Here is a 19,905-nt window from a genome sequence, read left to right on the forward strand (position 1 = left end):
GTGGCGGCCGGACACCCTGAGCGGCGGCCGGACACCGCACAGGCCAGGTGACAGCAAGGAGACGACGGCACGTGACAGCGAGGAGACGACGGCACACAACAGCGCGGGGGGACGACGGCATGTGACAGCGAGGGGATGACGGCACGTGACAGCCATACGCAGGCGGTACTTCCTCGCGGCGGGCGCCGCCGTGGCCGGGGCGGCGCTCGTCGGCTGCTCCTCCGACGCGGGTGACGACGACGGTAAGCAACCCACCGGCGGCCCGTCGGAGAGCGAGCCGCCCACCGGCCCGTCCGGCGGCCCGCTTCCCCACGGCCCGGCCGCCGTGCTCCGGCTCTTCGACGACGCACCGGTGCGCGCCCGCCGCCCCGGCTCGTTCGGCCTCGACCGCGCCGACGTGCGCAGCGACGGCGGCCCCGTACCCGGCCCCTACCTGCGGGTGCGCTACCCGGCCCGCTCGGCCAGCCCCACGGTGGCGCGCACCTACGACCGGCCCCAGGGCGGCACCCAGCTGTATCTGCCGCTGCGCGACGGGCCGGTCGACAGCCTCCACCTCCGCTACTACCTGCGCTTCCCGCGCGGGTTCGACTTCGTCAAGGGCGGCAAGCTGCCCGGCCTGTACGGCGGGTACGCCACCAGCGGCGGACACGTCCCGGACGGGGAGAACGGCCTGTCGACGCGGTACATGTGGCGCTCCGAGGGCCGCGGCGAGGTGTACGCGTACCTGCCGACCTCGGTCGAGCACGGCACGTCGCTCGGCCGCGGGGACTGGTCCTGGCCGGTCGGCCGCTGGGCGTGCGTGGAACAGGCCGTGCGGCTCAACCGCCCCGGCCGCTCCGACGGCTCGGTGACCGTCCTCCTCGACGGGCGCCGGGTGCTCCACCACAGGGGCCTGAGGTTCCGCACCACCGACGACCTGCGTATCGAAGGGGTCTTCTTCTCGACGTTCTTCGGCGGCGGCGACCCCAGCTGGGCCACTCCGCGCACACAGCACGTCGACTTCGCCGCGTTCGCCGTGTCCGGGCACGCCATCGGCCCCCTGCGCGGGGCTTTGTCATCCCCGCTACGGCAGACCGCCCGGCGCTGAGCTGCACAGACCCGTAGCGGTCGGCGTATGTCAGAGGGCCGTCGTAGGCTGGACAACCCCCGGTGCGTGACACGCACCGGGCTGTTCGCGTTGCCCACCCCCGACGGGAATCGCCCACATGAGCCTGTACGGACTGCTCGACGCCGTCGTCAAGGACGCGGCCCTCACCGAAGCGGTGAAGGCCGCCGGTGACGGCAACCGGATGCACATCGACCTGGTGGGGCCGCCCGCGTCCCGCCCCTTCACGGTCGCCGCCCTCGCCCGCGAGACGAAGCGGACCGTCCTGGCGGTCACCGCGACCGGCCGCGAGGCCGAGGACCTGGCCGCCGCGCTGCGCTCGCTGCTGCCCGAGGACGAGGTCGCGGAGTTCCCGTCGTGGGAGACGCTGCCGCACGAGCGGCTCTCCCCGCGCTCCGACACCGTGGGCCGCCGCCTCGCCGTGCTGCGCCGCCTCGCGCACCCGCGCCCCGACGACCCCGAGACCGGCCCGGTGTCCGTGGTCGTCGCACCCGTCCGCTCGGTCCTTCAGCCGCAGGTCAAGGGGCTCGGCGACCTGGAGCCCGTCGCCCTGCGCAGCGGGCAGAGCGCCGATCTGGGCGAGACCGTCGAGGCGCTGGCCGCAGCGGCGTACGCCCGGGTCGAACTCGTCGAGAAGCGCGGCGAGTTCGCGGTGCGCGGCGGCATCCTCGACGTGTTCCCGCCGACCGAGGAACACCCCCTGCGCGTCGAGTTCTGGGGCGACGACGTCGAGGAGATCCGCTACTTCAAGGTCGCCGACCAGCGCTCCCTGGAGATCGCCGAGCACGGCCTGTGGGCCCCGCCCTGCCGCGAGCTGCTGCTCACCGACGACGTACGGGCCAGAGCGGCCGAACTCGCCGAGCTCCACCCGGAGCTGGGCGAACTGCTCGGCAAGATCGCCGAGGGCATCGCGGTCGAGGGCATGGAGTCCCTCGCGCCCGTCCTCGTCGACGACATGGAGCTGCTGCTCGACGTGTTGCCGAAGGACTCGATGGCGGTGGTCTGCGACCCCGAGCGGGTGCGCACCCGCGCCGCCGACCTCGTCGCCACCTCGCAGGAGTTCCTCCAGGCGTCCTGGGCGGCCTCCGCGACCGGCGGCGAGGCCCCCATCGACGTGGGCGCGGCCTCGCTGTGGGGCATCGCGGACGTCCGGGAGCGGGCGCGCGAGCTGGGCATGATGTGGTGGTCGGTGTCGCCGTTCGCCGCCGACGCCTCGGGTTCGGACGCGGACACGCTCCAGCTCGGCATGCACGCCCCCGACACCTACCGCGGCGACACCGCGAAGGCTCTCGCGGACACCAAGGGCTGGCTCGCCGACGGCTGGCGCGCGGTCTACGTCACCGAGGGGCACGGCCCCGCCGCCCGTACCGTCGAGGTGCTCGGCGGCGAGGGCATCGCGGCCCGCCTCGACAAGGAGCTCGACCAGCTCGCCCCGTCCGTGGTGCAGGTCTCCTGCGGCTGCCTCGAGGTCGGCTTCGTCGACCCGGAGCTGAAGCTCGCCGTCCTCACCGAGACCGACCTGACCGGCCAGCGCACGGCCGGCAAGGACGGCCAGCGGATGCCCGCTCGGCGCCGCAAGACCATCGACCCGCTCACCCTCGAATCCGGCGACTACATCGTGCACGAGCAGCACGGTGTCGGCCGCTACATCGAGATGGTGCAGCGCACGGTCCAGGGCGCGACCCGCGAGTACCTCGTCGTCGAGTACGCGCCCGCCAAGCGCGGCCAGCCCGGCGACCGCCTCTACATCCCCACCGACCAGCTGGAGCAGATCACCAAGTACGTCGGTGGCGAGTCCCCGACCCTGCACCGGCTCGGCGGCGCCGACTGGACCAAGACGAAGGCGCGCGCCAAGAAGGCCGTCAAGGAGATCGCCGCCGACCTCATCAAGCTCTACAGCGCGCGTATGGCGGCCCCCGGTCACGCCTTCGGCGCGGACACGCCCTGGCAGCGCGAGCTGGAGGACGCGTTCCCGTACGTGGAGACGCCCGACCAGCTCACCACGATCGCCGAGGTCAAGGACGACATGGAGAAGACGGTCCCGATGGACCGTCTGATCTGCGGCGACGTCGGCTACGGCAAGACCGAGATCGCGGTCCGCGCCGCCTTCAAGGCCGTCCAGGACGGCAAGCAGGTCGCCGTCCTCGTGCCCACGACGCTCCTCGTCCAGCAGCACTTCGGCACGTTCTCCGAGCGCTACGCCCAATTCCCGGTCAGCGTCCGGGCGTTGAGCCGCTTCCAGACGGAGACCGAGTCCAAGGCGACCCTCGAAGGGCTGCGCGACGGCTCGGTCGACATCGTCATCGGCACGCACCGCCTCTTCTCCTCCGAGACCAAGTTCAAGGACCTGGGCCTGGTCATCGTCGACGAGGAGCAGCGGTTCGGCGTCGAGCACAAGGAGCAGCTGAAGAAGCTCCGCGCCAATGTCGACGTGCTGACGATGTCGGCGACCCCCATCCCCCGTACGCTCGAAATGGCCGTGACCGGCATCCGCGAGATGTCGACGATCACCACGCCGCCCGAGGAACGCCACCCGGTCCTCACCTTCGTCGGCCCCTACGAGGAGAAGCAGATCGGCGCGGCCGTCCGCCGCGAACTGCTCCGTGAGGGTCAGGTCTTCTACATCCACAACCGCGTCGAGTCCATCGACCGGGCGGCTGCCAGGCTCCGCGCCATCGTCCCCGAGGCCCGGATCGCGACGGCCCACGGCCAGATGTCCGAACAGGCCCTGGAACAGGTCGTGGTGGACTTCTGGGAGAAGCGGTACGACGTCCTCGTCTCGACGACGATCGTCGAGTCCGGCATCGACATCTCGAACGCCAACACGCTCATCGTCGAGCGCGGCGACAACTTCGGCCTTTCCCAGCTCCACCAGCTCCGCGGCCGCGTCGGACGAGGCCGCGAGCGCGGCTACGCCTACTTCCTCTACCCGCCGGAGAAGCCCCTGACGGAGACCGCGCACGAGCGGCTCGCGACCATCGCCCAGCACACCGAGATGGGCGCGGGCATGTACGTGGCGATGAAGGACCTGGAGATCCGCGGCGCGGGCAACCTGCTCGGCGGCGAACAGTCCGGCCACATCGCCGGCGTCGGCTTCGACCTCTACGTCCGCATGGTCGGCGAGGCCGTCGCCGACTACCGCGCCTCGTTGGAGGGCGGCGTGCAGGAGGAGCCGCCGCTCGAGGTCAAGATCGAGCTGCCGGTCGACGCGCACGTCCCGCACGACTACGCGCCCGGCGAGCGCCTGCGCCTCCAGGCCTACCGGGCCATCGCCTCGGCCAACACGGAGGAGGACGTCAAGCAGGTCCGCGAGGAGCTGACCGACCGCTACGGCAAGCTGCCCGAGCCGGTCGAGAACCTCCTCATGGTCGCGGGTCTGCGGATGCTCGCCCGCGCCTGCGAGGTCGGCGAGATCGTGCTCCAGGGCAACAACATCCGGTTCGCGCCGGTCGAGTTGAGGGAGTCGCAGGAGCTGCGCCTCAAGCGGCTCTACCCCGGCACGGTGATCAAGCCGGCCTCGCACCAGATCCTCGTACCGCGTCCGAAGACGGCGAAGGTGGGCGGCAAGCCGTTGCTCGGCCGGGAGCTGCTGGCCTGGGTCGGCGAGTTCCTGGCGTCGATCCTGGGGTCGTAGCCCGCCTCCGGTCGAACACGCGGCGTCGCCCGGCCCGTTGGGGGTATCCGTTTACCGGGCCGGGCCCGCCGCTGTGTGATCTTGCTCGGGTACGGTGAGCGGGGCCGTGCACGAACAAAAGGGGAGGTAGTGCCGTGCTGCGAGGCGCTGGGCAGGGGGCGGCAGTCGTGCTGATGGCCGCCGTGGCCGTCACCGGATGCAAGGCCGAGGTGGGCGACGGGACCGGTGGCGCGGGGCCCGAGCCGCAGGGCAAGGGGGGCAGCGCGCTCGCCGCCGTCGACGCACTGACGGTCAAGGGCCGTGCGCCCAAGACCGGTTACGCGCGGGAACGATTCGGCACCGCGTGGGCCGACACGGACTCGAATCATTGCGGAACCCGCGACGACATCTTGAAGCGCGACCTGAAGTCCGTGCGTTATGCGGACGGGGACTGCAAGGTCGTCTCCGGCACCCTCGCCCCCGACCCCTACGGCGGCAAGGACATCTCCTTCACGCGCGGGCGCAGCAAGGTAGACATCGACCACCTCGTCGCCCTGTCCGACGCGTGGCAGAAGGGCGCCTTCCAGTGGGAGCCGAGCAAACGCATCGCGTTCGCCAACGACCCGCTGAACCTGCTCGCCGTGGACGCGTCCCCCAACCGCAGCAAGGGAGACGGCGACACGGCCACCTGGCTGCCGCCCAACAAGGGCTACCGGTGCACGTACGTCGCCGGGCAGGTCGCCGTGAAGAAGAAGTACGAGGTGTGGGTGACCGCCGCCGAGCGTGCCGCCATGAAGAAGGTGCTCGGCACCTGCCCGGACCAGAAGCTGCCCACCGGCGGAAACCCGACCGCGGCACCGTCCCGCTTCCATGCGCGATGACCTTCCCTGCGCGATGACCGCGTGAACCCGTAGCGGAGGTGCCCTGCCCGGCGCTCCGGGAGCCGGTGCGTGCCGCGTGCGTCGCGAGCCGGACGCGTGGATGCGGCACGCGCTGTGGAAAGCGCGTGCCGCACCTGGCCCCCCGGGGCGGTTACAGCTTCAGGTCCCACTGCGTGGCGTTGTACTCGAAGCTCGGCGTGACCTCGACGGTCAGGTTCTTGGCGTCGGCCGGGGCGTCGAAGGCGTAGACGACCGTGGCCTTCTTGCCCGGCAGGATCGTGCCGTCGAACCCGGTGCCGACCTTCTCGTCGAAGACCTGCTCGGCGTCGACCCCGTCCTTGCCGGCGCGGGCGTCGGCGGTGAGCAGGGTCGAGTCGAACTTCTCCTTGCTGTCGTTGGTGACCGTGACGGTGACCTTGTACGCGTGGTTGCCCGCGGTGTGACCCGCCGCGTACTCGCTCGGGTTGTAGGACACCGCGTTCGACACCGTCACCGTCAGATCGTCGTCGTAGATGACGGAGTCGCCCGCCTCGAGGGCCTTGTCCGGGTCGGGCTTCTCGTCGTCCGCGCCCGTGTCCGACTTGCCCGCGTCCTTCGCGTCGCCGGACGGCTTCGTGTCCTTGGGCTGCGCGTCCGACACCGACTTGTTGATCTCGTCGACCGCGTCGTCGACCGCCTTGAACGTCGTGACCGCGCCGAAGACCGCGAGGCCCAGGGAGACCAGCGCGAGGATCACGCCGGTCAGCGCCACGCCCTTGTTCGTCGCCTCGCCCCGCTTGGCCCTGCCGCGGCCGGTCAGGCCCAGGATCAGGGCGATCACGCCGAGGATGCCCGCCAGCCAGAACAGGAACGGGACGATTCCGGACAGCGCGCCGATGATGCCGAGGATCAGCGCCGCCGTCCCCAGGCCGTTCCGCGCGACCTGCTGCGGCGGCTGCGGCTGGAACGGCGGGAACTGGGGCTGCTGCTGGGTCTGGGACATGGATTCCTCCGAGATGAGAGATGCCAACCTCCCCCCGGCTTTCCGTGTATCCGGCGGTTGGCTGCGTCAAGCACACCATGTTGTGTGAACCGAGTCAACCGTGTTCACGGGAAACTGCGTCTGTCTTGCTGTGAACCGGGCTCTTACGCGGAGGTCGGTAGGGTCGGACGTACACACCAACGCCACGAGGGGAGCCGACGCGGTGCAGGACAACGCGACAGAGGTGACGGCCGCCGGGATCGCCCGGCTCGCCGGGGTGGGCCGGGCCGCGGTCAGCAACTGGCGGCGCCGCCACGCCGACTTCCCCAAGCCCGTCGGCGGCACCGACACCAGCCCCTCCTTCGCGCTCGCCGAGATCGAGGACTGGCTGCGCGCCCAGGGCAAGCTCGCCGAGGTCCCCCTGCGCGAACGCGTCTGGCAGCAGCTCGCCGGCCACCCCGCAGGCCCCGTCACCGCGCTGCTCCACGCCGCGAGCGTGCTGCTGCTCGTGCACGACCGGCCCACCGAATGGCTCGCGCTCGACAAGGCGGACGACGACGCCCTCGCCGAGCGGCTCCCCGCCGCCCTCGAAGGCGTCCTCACCCCCCGGTTCGGACACGCCACCGAGCGCGCCCTGCCGACCCCCGCGCCGAACGCCCTCCTGCCGTCCGTGCCCCTGCTGCGCGGCGCCGCCGAACTCGCCGCCGAGCTGGGCGCCCGCTCCGCCTTCGCGTTCCTCCTCGGCCGCCACCTCGACGCGAACCCGCGCCAGTACACGCTCACCCCGCCCGGCCCCGCCGAACTCATGGCCACCCTCGCCGGGCCCGCCACCACCGCCCTCGACCCCGCCTGCGGCACCGGCGCCCTGCTGCACGCCGTACGCGCCCTCGACCCCCGCCCGGGACAGCGCCTCTACGGCCAGGACACCACCGCCGAGCTCGCCGCCCTCACCGCGCTGCGCCTCGCCCTCGACGGCCAGGACGGGGAGGCCGCCGCTCCCATCGTGCGCACCGCCGCCGCCGACACCCTGCGCCACGACACCCTCGCCGACGTACGGGCCGACGTCGTCCTCGCCCACCCGCCGTTCAACGAGCGCGGCTGGGGCCACGACGAACTGGCCTACGACCCCCGCTGGGAGTACGGCTTCCCGGCCCGCACCGAATCCGAACTGGCATGGGTGCAGCACGCGTTGGCCCGCCTCAGGGACGGCGGGACCGCCGTGCTCCTGATGCCGCCCGCCGTCACGTCCCGCCGCTCCGGCCGCCGCATCCGCGCCGACCTCCTGCGCCGCGGCGCCCTGCGCGCCGTGATCGCGCTGCCCGCGGGAGCCGTCCCGCCGAACAACATCCCGCTGCACCTGTGGGTCCTGCGCAGGCCCGCCGCGGCCGCCCCCGCCGCACCCGAACTGCTGCTCGTCGACACGACCTCACTGGCCGCCGCGGGCGACGTACGCGAGAAACAGTCCTGGACCGCCGTACGCGACGCCGTGCTCGACGCCTGGCGCACCTTCGACCGCGCCGGCGCACTGGCGGAGCGCCCCGGGCTCGCCCGCTCCGTACCCGTCATCGAACTGCTCGACGACGAGGTCGACCTCGCGCCCGCCCGCCGCCTGCCGCCCCCGGCCGCCGCCGGCGGCACCGGCGAACTGACCGCCGTGCGCGAGCGCCTCACCGACACCCTCCGCCTGACCACCGAACTCACCCCGAAGGCCGCGACCCACGCCGCGTCCCCCGCGCGCTGGCCGCAGACCACGATCGGCGAACTCGCGCGCGCGGGAGCCCTCACCCTGCGCTCGGCCGCCACCTCGGTGACCACTGCGGCGAGCGGCACCGGCGGCCACGCGCGCGTGCCCGCGCTCACCGATCACGACGTACTCACCGGAACCGCCCCCTCCGGCACCGCCCCCGACGGCGAACCCGTCGTCCTTCAGGCCGGGGACGTCGTCGTCCCGGTCGTCGGCGGCGGCGCCACAGCCCGCGTGATCGACGAGGCCACCGCGGGCGCCGCCCTGGGCCGCGGCCTCGCCCTCCTCAGGCCGGACCCGGCCGCGCTCGACCCCTGGTTCCTCGCCGGGTTCCTGCGCGGCACCGCCAACAACCGGCAGGCCAGCAGCTACGCCTCCACCGCGACCCGGCTCGACGTACGCCGCCTCCAGCTGCCCCGCCTGCCCCTGGCCGAACAGGCCCGGTACGGCGCCCGGTTCAGGACGCTCGCCGCCTTCGAGGACGCGCTGCGCCTCGCGGGCCGGCTCGGCGAGCAGCTCGTCCAGGGCCTGCACGACGGCCTCACCGACGGCGTGATCGAACCGGAATGAACGAGGAGAACCGGAGTGGGCACATCCCGGGGCCGGTTGTCCTTGTCGGCCTATACGCTCGGTGCAGCACGCGGTTCGTAGCGCGCAGTTCGTAGCAGGAACAGACCAGCAGGAGCAGACATGTACGGGCCCGGCGCGACGCCGCCCTCGCGCAACGAGGGCACGGTCATCACCCTGCGGGTCCTCTTCCCCGTGCTGTCCGTCCTCAGCTGCGGCCTGCTCTCGTGCGTACCGCTGTTCCGCATCGCGGTGCTGCGCGGCAAGCCGCTCGACTGGCTGCTCGCCTGGGCGGCGCTGCCCGTCAGCCTCGGCCTCCTCGCCGTCGTCGGGTCGCTGCCCGAGAAGGACCCCCGCACCGACGTGGCGCTCGCCGCGGTCCTGATCATCGCCGCCGGCAGCGCCGCGCACTTCCTGGTGTTCGACATACGCCGCGCCCAGCCGGTGTTCCCGTACCCGCCGACGGCCACCACGGTCGGCTACGGATACCCGCAGCGGCACCCGGGACCCCAGTACCCGCAGGCACGGCCGCAGCCGCAGCAGCAGCCGCCCTACACGCAGCCCTTCCCGCCGAGCGCCCACAACCTGCCCACCCAGGCCGCGACCCCGACACCCAGCCCCACCCCGCCGCCGATGTCGCCGCCGCAGCAGCAGCCGAACCAGGGCCAGCACCAAGTGCAGCACCAGAACGCGCCGCAGCCGCCGCACCGCATCGACCAGGTCCGCGCCGAGCTGGACGAGCTGAGTGACTACCTGCGCAAGCGGGAGGACGACGGCCGGTGACCACCCCGCCCCCACTCGCGACGAGCGGCGGCCGCGTCATAGCCGGACGCTACGAACTGTCCACCCTCATCGGCCAGGGCGGCATGGGCCAGGTCTGGACGGCGTACGACCAACGCCTGGACCGCCGCGTCGCCGTCAAACTGCTGCGCCCCGACCGCGTCGCGGGCGCCGAGGCCGACGAACTGCGCCGCCGCTTCCTGCGCGAGTGCCGCGTCACCGCACAGGTCGACCACCCCGGCCTCGTCACCGTCCACGACGCGGGCAGCGAGGGCGACGGCGCCGACGGCGCCCCCTCCTTCCTGTACCTCGTCATGCAGTACATCGACGGCTCCGACCTCGCCGACCACCTCGCCGAGCACGACCCCTACCCGTGGCCGTGGGCCGTCTCGGTCGCCGCCCAGCTGTGCGCCGTGCTCTCCGCCGTGCACGCGGTCCCGATCGTCCACCGGGACCTCAAGCCCCGAAACGTCATGGTCAAGAAGGACGGCACCGTCACCGTCCTCGACCTCGGCGTCGCGTCCGTCATGGACACCGACACCACACGCCTCACCCACACCGGCTCACCCATCGGCACCCCCGCCTACATGGCGCCCGAACAGGCCATGGGCGGCGCCGTCGGCCCCTACACCGACCTCTACGCACTCGGCGTACTCCTCTTCGAACTCCTCAGCGGCGACGTCCCGTTCGCCGGCACCACCGCCCTCGGCATCCTCCACCGCCACCTGTACGAGGCACCGACACCGGTACGCCAACTGCGCCCCGAGGTCCCCGGAGCGCTGGAGAACCTCGTCCTGCGCCTCCTCGCCAAGGACCCGCAGCACCGCCCCGCCTCCGCGCAGCAGACCTACGAGGAGCTGCTCCCGCTGCTGCCCCCGCGCGGCGTCCCCACCGGCCACCCGCTCGACCCGACCCGCCCCTTCCTGCGCCCGCACGCCCCCTGGCCGGACCGGGCCCGCACACCCGCACCGCAGCCCGCGGGCGCCGACGTACAGGGCGAGCGCCCCGACGTCGCCCGCGCCGTCGACGAGGTCAAGCGCCTGCTCGGCGAGGGCCGCATCACCCAGGCCGTCGACATCCTCGGCGCGATCCTGCCCGCCGCGGCCGCCCAGCACGGCGAGCACTCACCCGTCGTCCGCACCCTGCGCAAGCAGTACGCGGCCACCCTCATGGACGACGGCCAGTACCGCCGCGCCCTGCCCGAGCTGCGCCGCCTCGCCGACGAGCGAGCCGCCGAGGCGGGCCACGCCGACCCGCAGTCCCTGCAGTTCCGCTACGAGGCCGCCCAGTGCCTGGAAGCCCTCGGCGAACCGGCCGCGGCGCTCGCCGAATACCGCTCACTGCTGCCGTACTACGAGAACCAGTACGCGACCACGGACCTGCGCCTCGCCCTCGAAGTACGCCGCCGCATCGGACAGTTGCTGCTGGCTGTCGGCGACCGGGGCGCCGCGCACGAGACCCTGATCCGCCTCCTGCACGACGCGGAGCGGGTGCACGGGCCCGGCCACCCGTTCCCGGCGGAGGTCCGCCGCACGCTCCAGTGGCTGGGACAGGTCAGGGGCTGACCGGCCACCGGCTATCTTTCGTAGCCGCAGATCATCGACAAACAGCACACAGGGGTGGGGATCCATGACCGAATCAGGCAATTCCGGCGCGGCGAGACCGGCGGAACCGGCGAGACGGGGCAGACAGGGCAGCCACCGACTCTCCAAGCGCAACCGCTACGTGGCCTGGGGAGCCGCGGGCGCCGTCGTCGTCGCGGGCGGCGCGTTCGCCGCCACCAGCGCGTCGGCGGCCACGACGTGGCCCGCACAGAAGACGTTCACCGGCCGCGCCTTCGACACCTGCACCGCGCCCTCCGCCGCCGCCATGAAAGCCTGGCGCACCGGCTTCTACGGCGCCGCCGCCGTCTACATAGGCGGCAAGAACCGCGGCTGCGCCCAGCCCAACCTCACCAAGTCCTGGGTCAAGACGGTCAACTCCCAGGGCTGGAAGCTGATCCCGCTCTACGTAGGCGCCCAGCCGCCCTGCCAGACCGGCACCAGGAACGAGAAGATGACCACGTCGAACGCGGCCTCGCTCGGCACCGCGGACGGCAAGGACGCCGTCGCCAAGGCCGCCGCGCTCGGCATGAAGGCGGGCAGCGCCCTCTACCTCGACATGGAGCCGTACGACATCAAGAACGCGTCCTGCAACAAGGCCGTGCTCAGCTACGTACGCGCCTTCGACAGGGTCCTGCGCGGCAAGATCTACCGGGCCGGCTACTACGGCTTCTCCAGCTCCAGCGCCGCCGCCATCGCCACCGAGAAGGACCGCACCGACCTGCCGGGCAACCTCTGGTACGCCAAGTGGGACAAGGTCAACACGACGACCTCCGACTGGCCCTGGTCCAAGTCGCTCTACACGAACCACAGCCGCGCCCACCAGTACATGGTCAACAGCAAGGAGAAGCGCGGCGCGTACACGATCACCGTGGACCGCAACGCGTGGGACGCCCCGGTCGCCATCATCGGCTGACCACTCTCCTGAGGCCGAGTACCTCAACTCGCGGCGAATCGTTGTCGAATAGGTGGCCGAGGCAGCGGCCACCTCCTACCATCGATCACGGACTTTGTGCACCGACGCACAAACTCGCCGCAGGGAGGCTCACCTTGCACCGCCGCACCAGCAGCCGTCGCCGTACCGCGCTCGTCCTGTCCGCCACCGCGCTCGTCGCGGTCCCCGCCCTCACCGCCTGCGGAAGCGACGCGCACCCCGGTGCCGCGGCCGTCGTCGGCGGCCAGCGCATCACGGTCTCCCAGCTGGAGACCCGCGTGAACGAGGTACGGGACGCGCAACAGGCCGCCACGACCGACCGCGCCCAGTACGAGGAGGCCATCGCCAAGACCGGCGGCCTCACCCGCAACACCCTGCACACGATGGTCCTCGACCGGGTGCTGCACCGCGCCGCCACCGATCAGGGCGTCACCGTCACCCGCAAAGAGATGCAGGACATGCGGGCCGGCCTGGAACAACAGGCGGGCGGCGCACAGCAGTTGGAGACCGCCTGGCTGGCGCAGTACAGCGTCCCGCCGAAGCGGCTGACCGAGAGCCTGCGCACCGAGATCGAGGCGCAGAAGCTGGCGACCGCGCTGGGCGCCGACATGCAGACGCCGGAGGGCCAGACCGCGTTCTGGAAGACCCTCGGCAAGGCGTCCAAGGAACTGAACGTCGACCTGAACCCCCGCTACGGCTCCTGGGAGATCACCCCCAGGAGCCGCCTCGTGGAGGCCAAGACGCCGTGGCTGAAGCAGGTCACCCAGCAGCAGCCGGCCGCGGCCCAGCAGACCGCCTAGGAGCGGCCGGGCGCGGCTGAAAGCGGCAGGGAGCCGTCGGGGGCGGGGACTGTCGGTAGCCTGCGTTACGTTCGAGTGGTGAACGATCGACAGGTGCACGGCACCACCAGCGACCCCACCGGCCACCCCGGCGACGGCGGCACCGGCGACGCGGGCCGCATCGTCCTGCTCACCACCAGCCACCGGGTCGCCCCCGGGCTGCTGTCCTGGCAGGCATGGGACGTGCTGCGCGGCGCCGACGCCGTGCTGTGCGCCGACGCCGCGCACCCGCAGCTGCCGTACCTGAAGGAGGCCGGCGTCGAGGTCACCGTCGCGACGCAGCCGCTCGCGGCCCGCGACCTCGTCGACCGCTGCGCCGACGGCGGCCGCACCGTCGTCGTCCTGGCCACCGCCGAGGGCGACCGGCGCCTCACGGACGGTCTGGCGACGCTGGCCGGTTCGGGCCGCGAGCAGATGCCGTCCCTCGAACTGCTCCCCGGCTCCTACGACCTGCCGGGCGCCCGCCTCCTGGACCTCGTCCAGGTCATGGACCGCATCCGCCGCGAGTGCCCCTGGTCGTCCCGGCGCACCCACGAGGACCTCGCCAAGTACGCGATCGAGGAGGCGTACGAGCTGGTGGAGGCGATCGAGACGGACGACCGCGCGGAGCTGAGGGAGGAGCTGGGCGACGTCCTCCTCCAGGTCGTCTTCCACGCCCGCATCGCCGAGGAGGACACCGGCGAACCCTTCTCCGTGGACGACGTCGCGGGCGGCATCGTCACCAAGCTCATCCACCGCCACCCGCACATCTTCGGCGACGAGAGCGCGTCCACGCCGGAGGAGGTGCGGGCGATCTGGCTGCGCAAGAAGGGCGAGGCCAAGCGCCGCACCTCCGTCACCGACGGCGTGCCGGTGGGCCAGCCCGGCCTGGCCCTCGCCGCGAAGCTCGGCTCACGCGTGCGCACCGCGGGCCTCGACGTCCCCGCCCCCACGGGCCCCGGCATCGGCTACGAACTCCTCACCCTGGCCCTGCGCGCGGAAGCGGCCGGCGAAGACCCCGAAGCCGCCCTCCGCGCGGCGGCCCGCGCTTACCGGGCGACGATCCGCGCGACGGAGGGGCTGGAGAACCAGGACACTGCGGATCAGGACGCTGCGGACCAGGACACTGCGGATTAAGACCCGCTTCCAGCGGGTCTCCGCGGACGGGCGGACACCGGGGCCGCCCTGTCACCCGCTCCGGATACGGTCGGAGGGTGACCGAAAGCCCTGTCCCCGCCGCGATGCCCGAACTCTTCACCTGGGAGTTCGCGAGCGACCCGTACCCCGCCTACGCATGGCTGCGCGAGCACGCCCCCGTGCACCGCACCACGCTCCCCAGCGGCGTCGAGGCCTGGCTGGTCACCCGGTACGCGGATGCCCGCCAGGCCCTCGCCGACCAGCGGCTGAGCAAGAATCCGGACCACCACGACGAGCCCTCGCACGCCAAGGGCAAGACGGGCATCCCGGGCGAGCGCAAAGCCGACCTGATGACGCATCTGCTCAACATCGACCCGCCGGACCACACCCGTCTGCGCCGCCTCGTCTCGAAGGCGTTCACCCCGCGCACCGTGGCCGAATTCGCACCCCGCGTCCAGGAGCTGACGGACGACCTCATCGACCGGTTCGCGGCGAAAGGCGAAGCGGACCTGATCCACGACTTCGCCTTCCCGCTCCCCATCTACGCCATCTGCGACCTGCTGGGCGTCCCGCGCGAGGACCAGGACGACTTCCGGGACTGGGCGGGCATGATGATCCGGCACGGCGGAGGGCCGCGCGGCGGAGTCGCCCGCTCGGTCAAGAAGATGCGCGGCTATCTCGCCGAGCTGATCCGCCGCAAGCGCAGCGACCCCGGTGACGACCTGATCTCCGGCCTGATCCGCGCTTCCGACGACGGTGAGCACCTCACCGAGAACGAGGCCGCAGCCATGGCCTTTATCCTCCTTTTCGCCGGTTTTGAGACCACCGTCAACTTGATCGGTAATGGAACGTATGCCCTAATTACGCACCCCGATCAGCGTGAGCGGTTGCAGCGCGCGCTGGCCGAGGGCGACGCCGGGCTCCTGGCGACCGGCGTCGAGGAACTGCTGCGCTTCGACGGCCCGGTGGAGCTGGCGACCTGGCGGTTCGCGACCGAGCCGCTCACCATCGGCGGCCGGTCCATCGCCACCGGCGACCCGGTCCTCGTCGTACTCGCCGCAGCGGACCGCGATCCGGCGCGCTTCGCCGATCCCGACGCCCTCGACCTCTCCCGCCGCGACAATCAGCATCTCGGCTACGGCCACGGCATCCACTACTGCCTCGGTGCCCCCCTCGCGCGCCTGGAGGGACAGACCGCGCTCGGCACGCTTCTGACGCGCCTTCCGGACTTGCGGCTTGCCCAGGATCCGGCTGATTTGCGCTGGCGGGGCGGGCTCATCATGCGTGGACTGCGCACGCTGCCCGTCGAGTTCACGCCAGAGCGGACCTGACGCCCCGTCAAGACTGTGATGTTGACGTGATCTGCGCTGCATCGACTTGTGACAAGCGTTCGAGTCCCGCTACGTTCACCAGTCATCGCGACACAGGCACATCCGGCACCACTTCCGCCGATCCCGTCGCGTGCTGCATCAGTCTCGCGAAAGGCAACCGCATGCTCTCCGGGAACGGCCGACACCGTCGCCCCCGTCAGGCCCCTGCTCTCGTCGTCGCCGCCGGCGTCACCGGCAGCGCCATCGCGATCCCGCTCCTCGCGGCGACCAGCGCGAGCGCCGCCTCCACCACCACCTGGGACAAGCTCGCCGAGTGCGAGTCCGGCGGCCAGTGGAGCCTCGACGCGGGCAACGGGTATTACGGCGGACTTCAGTTCTCGCAGGAGGTGTGGGATCGGTACGGCGGCCTCGAGTTCGCCCCGACCGCCGCGGAGGCCAGTCGTTCGCAGCAGATAGCCGTCGGCGAGAAGGCCCTCGCGGCCAAGGGGCCCGGCGTCTGGCCGAGCTGCTCGATCGTGGCGGGTCTCACCCAGAGCGGCGAAGCGGCCGAGGTCGACCCGGGCGTGAGCGTCTCCCCGCAGCCGTCCGAATCGGCGGACTCCTCGGACTCCTCGGACTCGTCAGGCACCTCGGACTCGTCCGGCTCGGGAGAGAAGAATCACGAGGAGTCCGGTACGTCCGGCTCGTCCGACGAGGGTGACGAGGCCGAGGCGTCGGACACGCCGTCGGCCGACGCCTCGACCGATACCTCCGGTAACAAGGCCGACGACGACGCCCGTGATGACGCGGGCGACGACGCCAAGGGTGCATCCGCGGACAAATCAGCCGATGCCGACAGCGACGGCGACGGCAAGTCCGGTCAGTCCGACTCCACTTCCTCCGCGGACCCGGCATCCTCCGCCTCCGGCGACTCCGCCGGCCGCCACCGCGGCGACCGCGCCGCGGACGACACCGCCGCCTCCCGCGGGGGCGAGGGCCGCCACGCCTCCCGTGAGGACCGCGAGGAGGAGTCCGCCGAGGGGACGTACACGGTCCGCTCGGGCGACAACCTGTGGGACATCGCCGACGCTCAGGGCGTGAACGGCGGGTGGGATGCGCTCTACGACCTGAACAAGAAGACGGTCGGCACCGACCCGGACCTCATCCTTCCTGGTCAGAGTCTGGATCTTGGCCTCGAATCGGTCGAAAAGTAGCGGGAGTTCAGAGACGGTTGGGGCCTGTATGTCCACTTTTGCGAGAGTGAGACATGAGTCTCAAAGACCCTGATCGTCTTTGAAATCGGGCGGATCTACTGCTTAACGTCGTCACCGCTCGCCACAGCGGGCCCCGAGGGACGTCACGCCGAATCCTGCCGACGTCCGCACGGGAACAGTCGACGCGTCAGCGCCGTAGGCAGGAGCGGGGGACCCAAGGTAAGCGCCGGGAAACCGGCTTGGGGTTAAGCCGCGCACAAGGATGCGCGGCCGGGCACTCACTGGCCCGAACCCGACAGCTCACCTCGTAGGCGTCGGTGAGGGGATCTCTCCATGCTGCTTTCCAGCAAGGGCAAGCACCGCCGCCCGTCCAAGGCCGTCCGTGTCGCCACGCTCGCCGGTGTCGCCGGTGCCGCCGTCGCCGTTCCGCTGATGGGTGCCACGGGCGCCTCCGCCGCCTCCACCTCCGAGTGGGACCAGGTCGCGTCCTGCGAGTCCGGTGGCAACTGGTCCATCAACACGGGCAACGGTTACTACGGTGGCCTCCAGTTCTCGTCCTCGACGTGGGCCGCGTACGGCGGCACCGCCTACGCGTCCTCCGCCGACCAGGCGTCCAAGGCGCAGCAGATATCCGTCGCCGAGAAGGTCCTCGCCTCGCAGGGCAAGGGTGCCTGGCCGAGCTGCGGTGTGGGCCTGTCCGGCGCCGACACCAGCAACTCCGCTCCGGCCGAGTCGCAGCAGCAGTCGCAGCCGCAGCAGCAGGAGCGCTCCGACTCCTCCACGACGACCCGCTCGCAGGAGCGCCAGCAGCCGCAGCAGCAGGCGCAGCCGAAGCGGGAGTCGAAGAAGACCGTCACCACCCCGACCGGCAAGAAGGTCGAGAAGGGTGACGGCGAGTACAAGGTGAAGTCCGGCGACACGCTCAGCAAGATCGCCGAGGCGCACGGCACCACCTGGCAGAAGGTGTTCAAGCTCAACAAGGACATCGTCAGCGACGCGGACCTGATCTACCCGAACCAGCAGCTGCACCTGAAGTAGGCAGCCGCGCCCTTATGTAAGGGGTGGGTACGGACCCGGCATCGGCGGAAGCCGAGTCCGACCACCGCCCCGCCTTCACGGGCCGCTCAATTCGGCGACCTCCGTTCCGGTTCCGGGGCGGAGGTCGCCGTCTTTGTTCCGTTTGGAAACATTTCGCTATCGGCGTTGTCCACGAGACGGTCGGTCGGCTGGCCGATGCCCCGGAGCCGGTTACGCTCAGGGGTGCGGGCCAGCCGCCCGCACTGTTGTGTCACATCCCAGAAGGAGATGCTCGTGCCGTCCATCGACGTCGTCGTAGCCCGGGAAATCCTGGACTCCCGAGGCAATCCCACGGTCGAGGTCGAGGTCGGCCTCGACGACGGCAGCACGGGTCGTGCTGCTGTTCCGTCCGGTGCCTCCACCGGTGCCTTCGAGGCCATCGAACTCCGTGACGGTGACCCCAACCGTTACCAGGGCAAGGGCGTCGAGAAGGCCGTCCTCGCCGTCATCGAGCAGATCGGCCCGGAGCTCGTCGGCTACGACGCCACCGAGCAGCGTCTGATCGACCAGGCGATGTTCGACCTGGACGCCACCGACAACAAGGGCTCCCTCGGCGCCAACGCGATCCTGGGTGTCTCCCTCGCCGTCGCGCACGCCGCGTCCGAGGCCAGCGACCTGCCGCTGTTCCGCTACCTCGGCGGTCCGAACGCGCACCTGCTGCCCGTCCCGATGATGAACATCCTGAACGGTGGGTCGCACGCCGACTCCAACGTCGACATCCAGGAGTTCATGATCGCGCCGATCGGCGCCGAGTCGTTCTCCGAGGCGCTGCGCTGGGGCACCGAGGTCTACCACACCCTCAAGAAGGTGCTGAAGACCAAGGGTCTGTCCACCGGCCTGGGCGACGAGGGCGGCTTCGCCCCGAACCTGGAGTCGAACCGCGCCGCGCTCGACCTCATCCTCGAGGCGATCAAGGAGGCCGGTTACATCCCCGGCCAGCAGGTCGCGCTCGCGCTGGACGTCGCCGCCTCCGAGTTCTACAAGGACGGCAAGTACCAGTTCGAGGGCAAGGAGCGCTCCGCCGCCGAGATGACGGAGTACTACGAGGAGCTCGTCTCCGCGTACCCGCTCGTCTCCATCGAGGACCCGCTGTACGAGGACGACTGGGCCGGCTGGAACACCATCACCGAGCGCCTCGGCGACAAGGTGCAGCTCGTCGGCGACGACCTGTTCGTCACCAACCCGGAGCGCCTGGCCCGTGGCATCGAGGAGAACTCGGCCAACGCGCTGCTCGTCAAGGTCAACCAGATCGGTTCGCTGACCGAGACCCTGGACGCCGTCGAGCTGGCCCAGCGCAACGGCTTCAAGTGCATGATGTCCCACCGCTCCGGCGAGACCGAGGACGTCACCATCGCCGACCTCGCCGTCGCCACCAACTGCGGCCAGATCAAGACCGGCGCCCCGGCCCGCTCCGAGCGCGTCGCCAAGTACAACCAGCTCCTTCGCATCGAGGAGATCCTGGACGACGCGGCGGTCTACGCCGGCCGCAGCGCGTTTCCCCGCTTCAAGGGCTGACGCCCTGCGCTCGGCGTCCCCGCGCTTCAAGGGCTGACCGCCCCCGGCGCTGTAGTTCCGTACGTCCTCGCACTCGGTCCCGTACCGTGTGCGAGGACGTACGCACGTAGGCAGCCGGACGGGGAGGCGGACAGGCGATGCCGGGAAAGCTCCGAAGCAGGGGCCGCGACGACTCGGCCCGCTTCTCCACGGCCACCCGACTGCGCGTGCTCGGCGAGCAGACCGCCGAGCGCGTCTACCGCTCGCAGAACAAGCGGCAGGCCCGCCGCTCCCGCCTCACCGGCCGTGCGGCACTGCTCGCCCTCGTCGTCTGCACGCTCGTGGTCGCCCTCGCGTACCCGATACGGCAGTACGTGTCCCAGCGCGGCGAGATCGCGGACCTGCAGCGCCAGCAGCAGGAGGCCGAGGACCGGGTCGACCGGCTCCGGGACGAGAAGGCGCGCTGGCAGGACGACGCGTACGCCGAGCAGCGGATCCGCGAGCGCCTGCACATGGTGATGCCGGGGGAGACCGGGTACGTGGTGCCCGATCCGCGGTCCACCGAGGACGGTCGCGCCGAGCAGGGCGAGGCCGACCGCCCCTGGTACTCGAACGTGTGGGACGGCGTCGACAAGGCCGACCGCGCAGACTGACCCATCTCTTACCCCG

15 protein-coding genes and 1 riboswitch are annotated in these 19,905 nt (G+C 71.5%); of the genes, 14 read left to right on the plus strand and 1 reads right to left on the minus strand.

Features of this window, described 5'->3' with window-relative positions; translation table 11 throughout:
- Positions 1-145: 145 nt before the first annotated feature.
- The 3 genes from ABD366_RS14035 to ABD366_RS14045 all read left to right on the plus strand — a co-directional run bounded on the left by ABD366_RS14035 (position 146) and on the right by ABD366_RS14045 (position 5,599).
- Positions 146-1,087 (plus strand): polysaccharide lyase, encoded by a 942-nt coding sequence (locus tag ABD366_RS14035; RefSeq protein WP_324772667.1) that lies wholly within the window; start codon positions 146-148, stop codon positions 1,085-1,087.
- Between the two features lie 118 nt (positions 1,088-1,205).
- Entirely contained in the window at positions 1,206-4,739 is a 3,534-nt protein-coding gene (gene mfd / locus ABD366_RS14040; RefSeq protein ID WP_324772665.1) for a transcription-repair coupling factor, read from the plus strand.
- Positions 4,740-4,912: 173 nt separating this feature from the next.
- On the plus strand, positions 4,913-5,599 hold the full coding sequence (locus ABD366_RS14045) for an HNH endonuclease family protein (protein WP_324772699.1): 687 nt from the start codon (positions 4,913-4,915) through the stop codon (positions 5,597-5,599).
- Between the two features lie 151 nt (positions 5,600-5,750).
- Here ABD366_RS14045 and ABD366_RS14050 read toward each other — a convergent pair whose 3' ends face one another.
- Positions 5,751-6,581 carry a DUF4190 domain-containing protein gene (locus ABD366_RS14050; RefSeq protein WP_324772664.1) on the minus strand — a complete coding sequence of 277 codons (831 nt, stop codon included), beginning with the start codon at positions 6,579-6,581 and terminating at the stop codon, positions 5,751-5,753.
- A 202-nt stretch (positions 6,582-6,783) separates the two neighbouring features.
- Here ABD366_RS14050 and ABD366_RS14055 point away from each other — a divergent pair, with 202 nt between their 5' ends.
- From ABD366_RS14055 to ABD366_RS14105, 11 genes are all read left to right on the plus strand, one after another.
- The gene (locus ABD366_RS14055) at positions 6,784-8,874 is read left to right on the plus strand and encodes an N-6 DNA methylase (protein WP_324772662.1); all 2,091 of its coding nucleotides are present in this window, start codon (positions 6,784-6,786) and stop codon (positions 8,872-8,874) included.
- Positions 8,875-8,994: 120 nt separating this feature from the next.
- Entirely contained in the window at positions 8,995-9,654 is a 660-nt protein-coding gene (locus tag ABD366_RS14060; RefSeq protein WP_324772660.1) for a hypothetical protein, read from the plus strand.
- Between the two features lie 56 nt (positions 9,655-9,710).
- Complete coding sequence (locus ABD366_RS14065) at positions 9,711-11,216, plus strand: serine/threonine-protein kinase (RefSeq protein ID WP_324772697.1); 1,506 nt, start codon at positions 9,711-9,713, stop codon at positions 11,214-11,216.
- A gap of 64 nt (positions 11,217-11,280) precedes the next feature.
- Positions 11,281-12,168, plus strand: a complete 888-nt coding sequence (locus tag ABD366_RS14070; protein WP_324772658.1) for a glycoside hydrolase domain-containing protein — start codon at positions 11,281-11,283, stop codon at positions 12,166-12,168.
- Between the two features lie 134 nt (positions 12,169-12,302).
- Positions 12,303-12,986, plus strand: coding sequence for a SurA N-terminal domain-containing protein (locus ABD366_RS14075; protein WP_324772656.1), 684 nt, complete (start codon positions 12,303-12,305; stop codon positions 12,984-12,986).
- Between the two features lie 93 nt (positions 12,987-13,079).
- Positions 13,080-14,141 carry a nucleoside triphosphate pyrophosphohydrolase gene (locus ABD366_RS14080; protein ID WP_324772695.1) on the plus strand — a complete coding sequence of 354 codons (1,062 nt, stop codon included), beginning with the start codon at positions 13,080-13,082 and terminating at the stop codon, positions 14,139-14,141.
- A gap of 104 nt (positions 14,142-14,245) precedes the next feature.
- Complete coding sequence (locus ABD366_RS14085; RefSeq protein ID WP_324772693.1) at positions 14,246-15,472, plus strand: cytochrome P450 family protein; 1,227 nt, start codon at positions 14,246-14,248, stop codon at positions 15,470-15,472.
- Positions 15,473-15,633: 161 nt separating this feature from the next.
- Complete coding sequence (locus tag ABD366_RS14090) at positions 15,634-16,665, plus strand: transglycosylase family protein (protein ID WP_324772654.1); 1,032 nt, start codon at positions 15,634-15,636, stop codon at positions 16,663-16,665.
- Positions 16,666-16,846: 181 nt separating this feature from the next.
- Positions 16,847-16,994: riboswitch (cyclic di-AMP (ydaO/yuaA leader) on the plus strand.
- A 4-nt stretch (positions 16,995-16,998) separates the two neighbouring features.
- A complete protein-coding gene (locus tag ABD366_RS14095) occupies positions 16,999-17,703 on the plus strand; it encodes a transglycosylase family protein (protein ID WP_324772652.1) in 705 nt (234 codons plus the stop codon).
- A gap of 273 nt (positions 17,704-17,976) precedes the next feature.
- Positions 17,977-19,257 (plus strand): phosphopyruvate hydratase, encoded by a 1,281-nt coding sequence (gene eno, locus ABD366_RS14100; protein ID WP_324772650.1) that lies wholly within the window; start codon positions 17,977-17,979, stop codon positions 19,255-19,257.
- A 137-nt stretch (positions 19,258-19,394) separates the two neighbouring features.
- Positions 19,395-19,889, plus strand: coding sequence for an FtsB family cell division protein (locus ABD366_RS14105; RefSeq protein ID WP_324772648.1), 495 nt, complete (start codon positions 19,395-19,397; stop codon positions 19,887-19,889).
- The last annotated feature ends 16 nt before the right edge of the window (positions 19,890-19,905 follow it).

Source organism: Streptomyces kunmingensis, assembly GCF_039533535.1.
In the GTDB taxonomy this organism is placed as follows: Bacteria; Actinomycetota; Actinomycetes; order Streptomycetales; family Streptomycetaceae; genus Streptomyces; species Streptomyces kunmingensis.

Excerpts from the sequence above, each read along its gene's own strand:
- mfd (WP_324772665.1), top strand. The coding sequence starts at position 1,206 with ATGAGCCTGTACGGACTGCTCGACGCCGTCGTCAAGGACGCGGCCCTC.
- ABD366_RS14045 (WP_324772699.1), top strand. The coding sequence starts at position 4,913 with ATGGCCGCCGTGGCCGTCACCGGATGCAAGGCCGAGGTGGGCGACGGG.
- ABD366_RS14050 (WP_324772664.1), bottom strand. The coding sequence starts at position 6,581 with ATGTCCCAGACCCAGCAGCAGCCCCAGTTCCCGCCGTTCCAGCCGCAG.
- ABD366_RS14060 (WP_324772660.1), top strand. The coding sequence starts at position 8,995 with ATGTACGGGCCCGGCGCGACGCCGCCCTCGCGCAACGAGGGCACGGTC.
- ABD366_RS14070 (WP_324772658.1), top strand. The coding sequence starts at position 11,281 with ATGACCGAATCAGGCAATTCCGGCGCGGCGAGACCGGCGGAACCGGCG.
- ABD366_RS14085 (WP_324772693.1), top strand. The coding sequence starts at position 14,246 with ATGCCCGAACTCTTCACCTGGGAGTTCGCGAGCGACCCGTACCCCGCC.
- ABD366_RS14090 (WP_324772654.1), top strand. The coding sequence starts at position 15,634 with ATGCTCTCCGGGAACGGCCGACACCGTCGCCCCCGTCAGGCCCCTGCT.
- ABD366_RS14095 (WP_324772652.1), top strand. The coding sequence starts at position 16,999 with ATGCTGCTTTCCAGCAAGGGCAAGCACCGCCGCCCGTCCAAGGCCGTC.
- ABD366_RS14105 (WP_324772648.1), top strand. The coding sequence starts at position 19,395 with ATGCCGGGAAAGCTCCGAAGCAGGGGCCGCGACGACTCGGCCCGCTTC.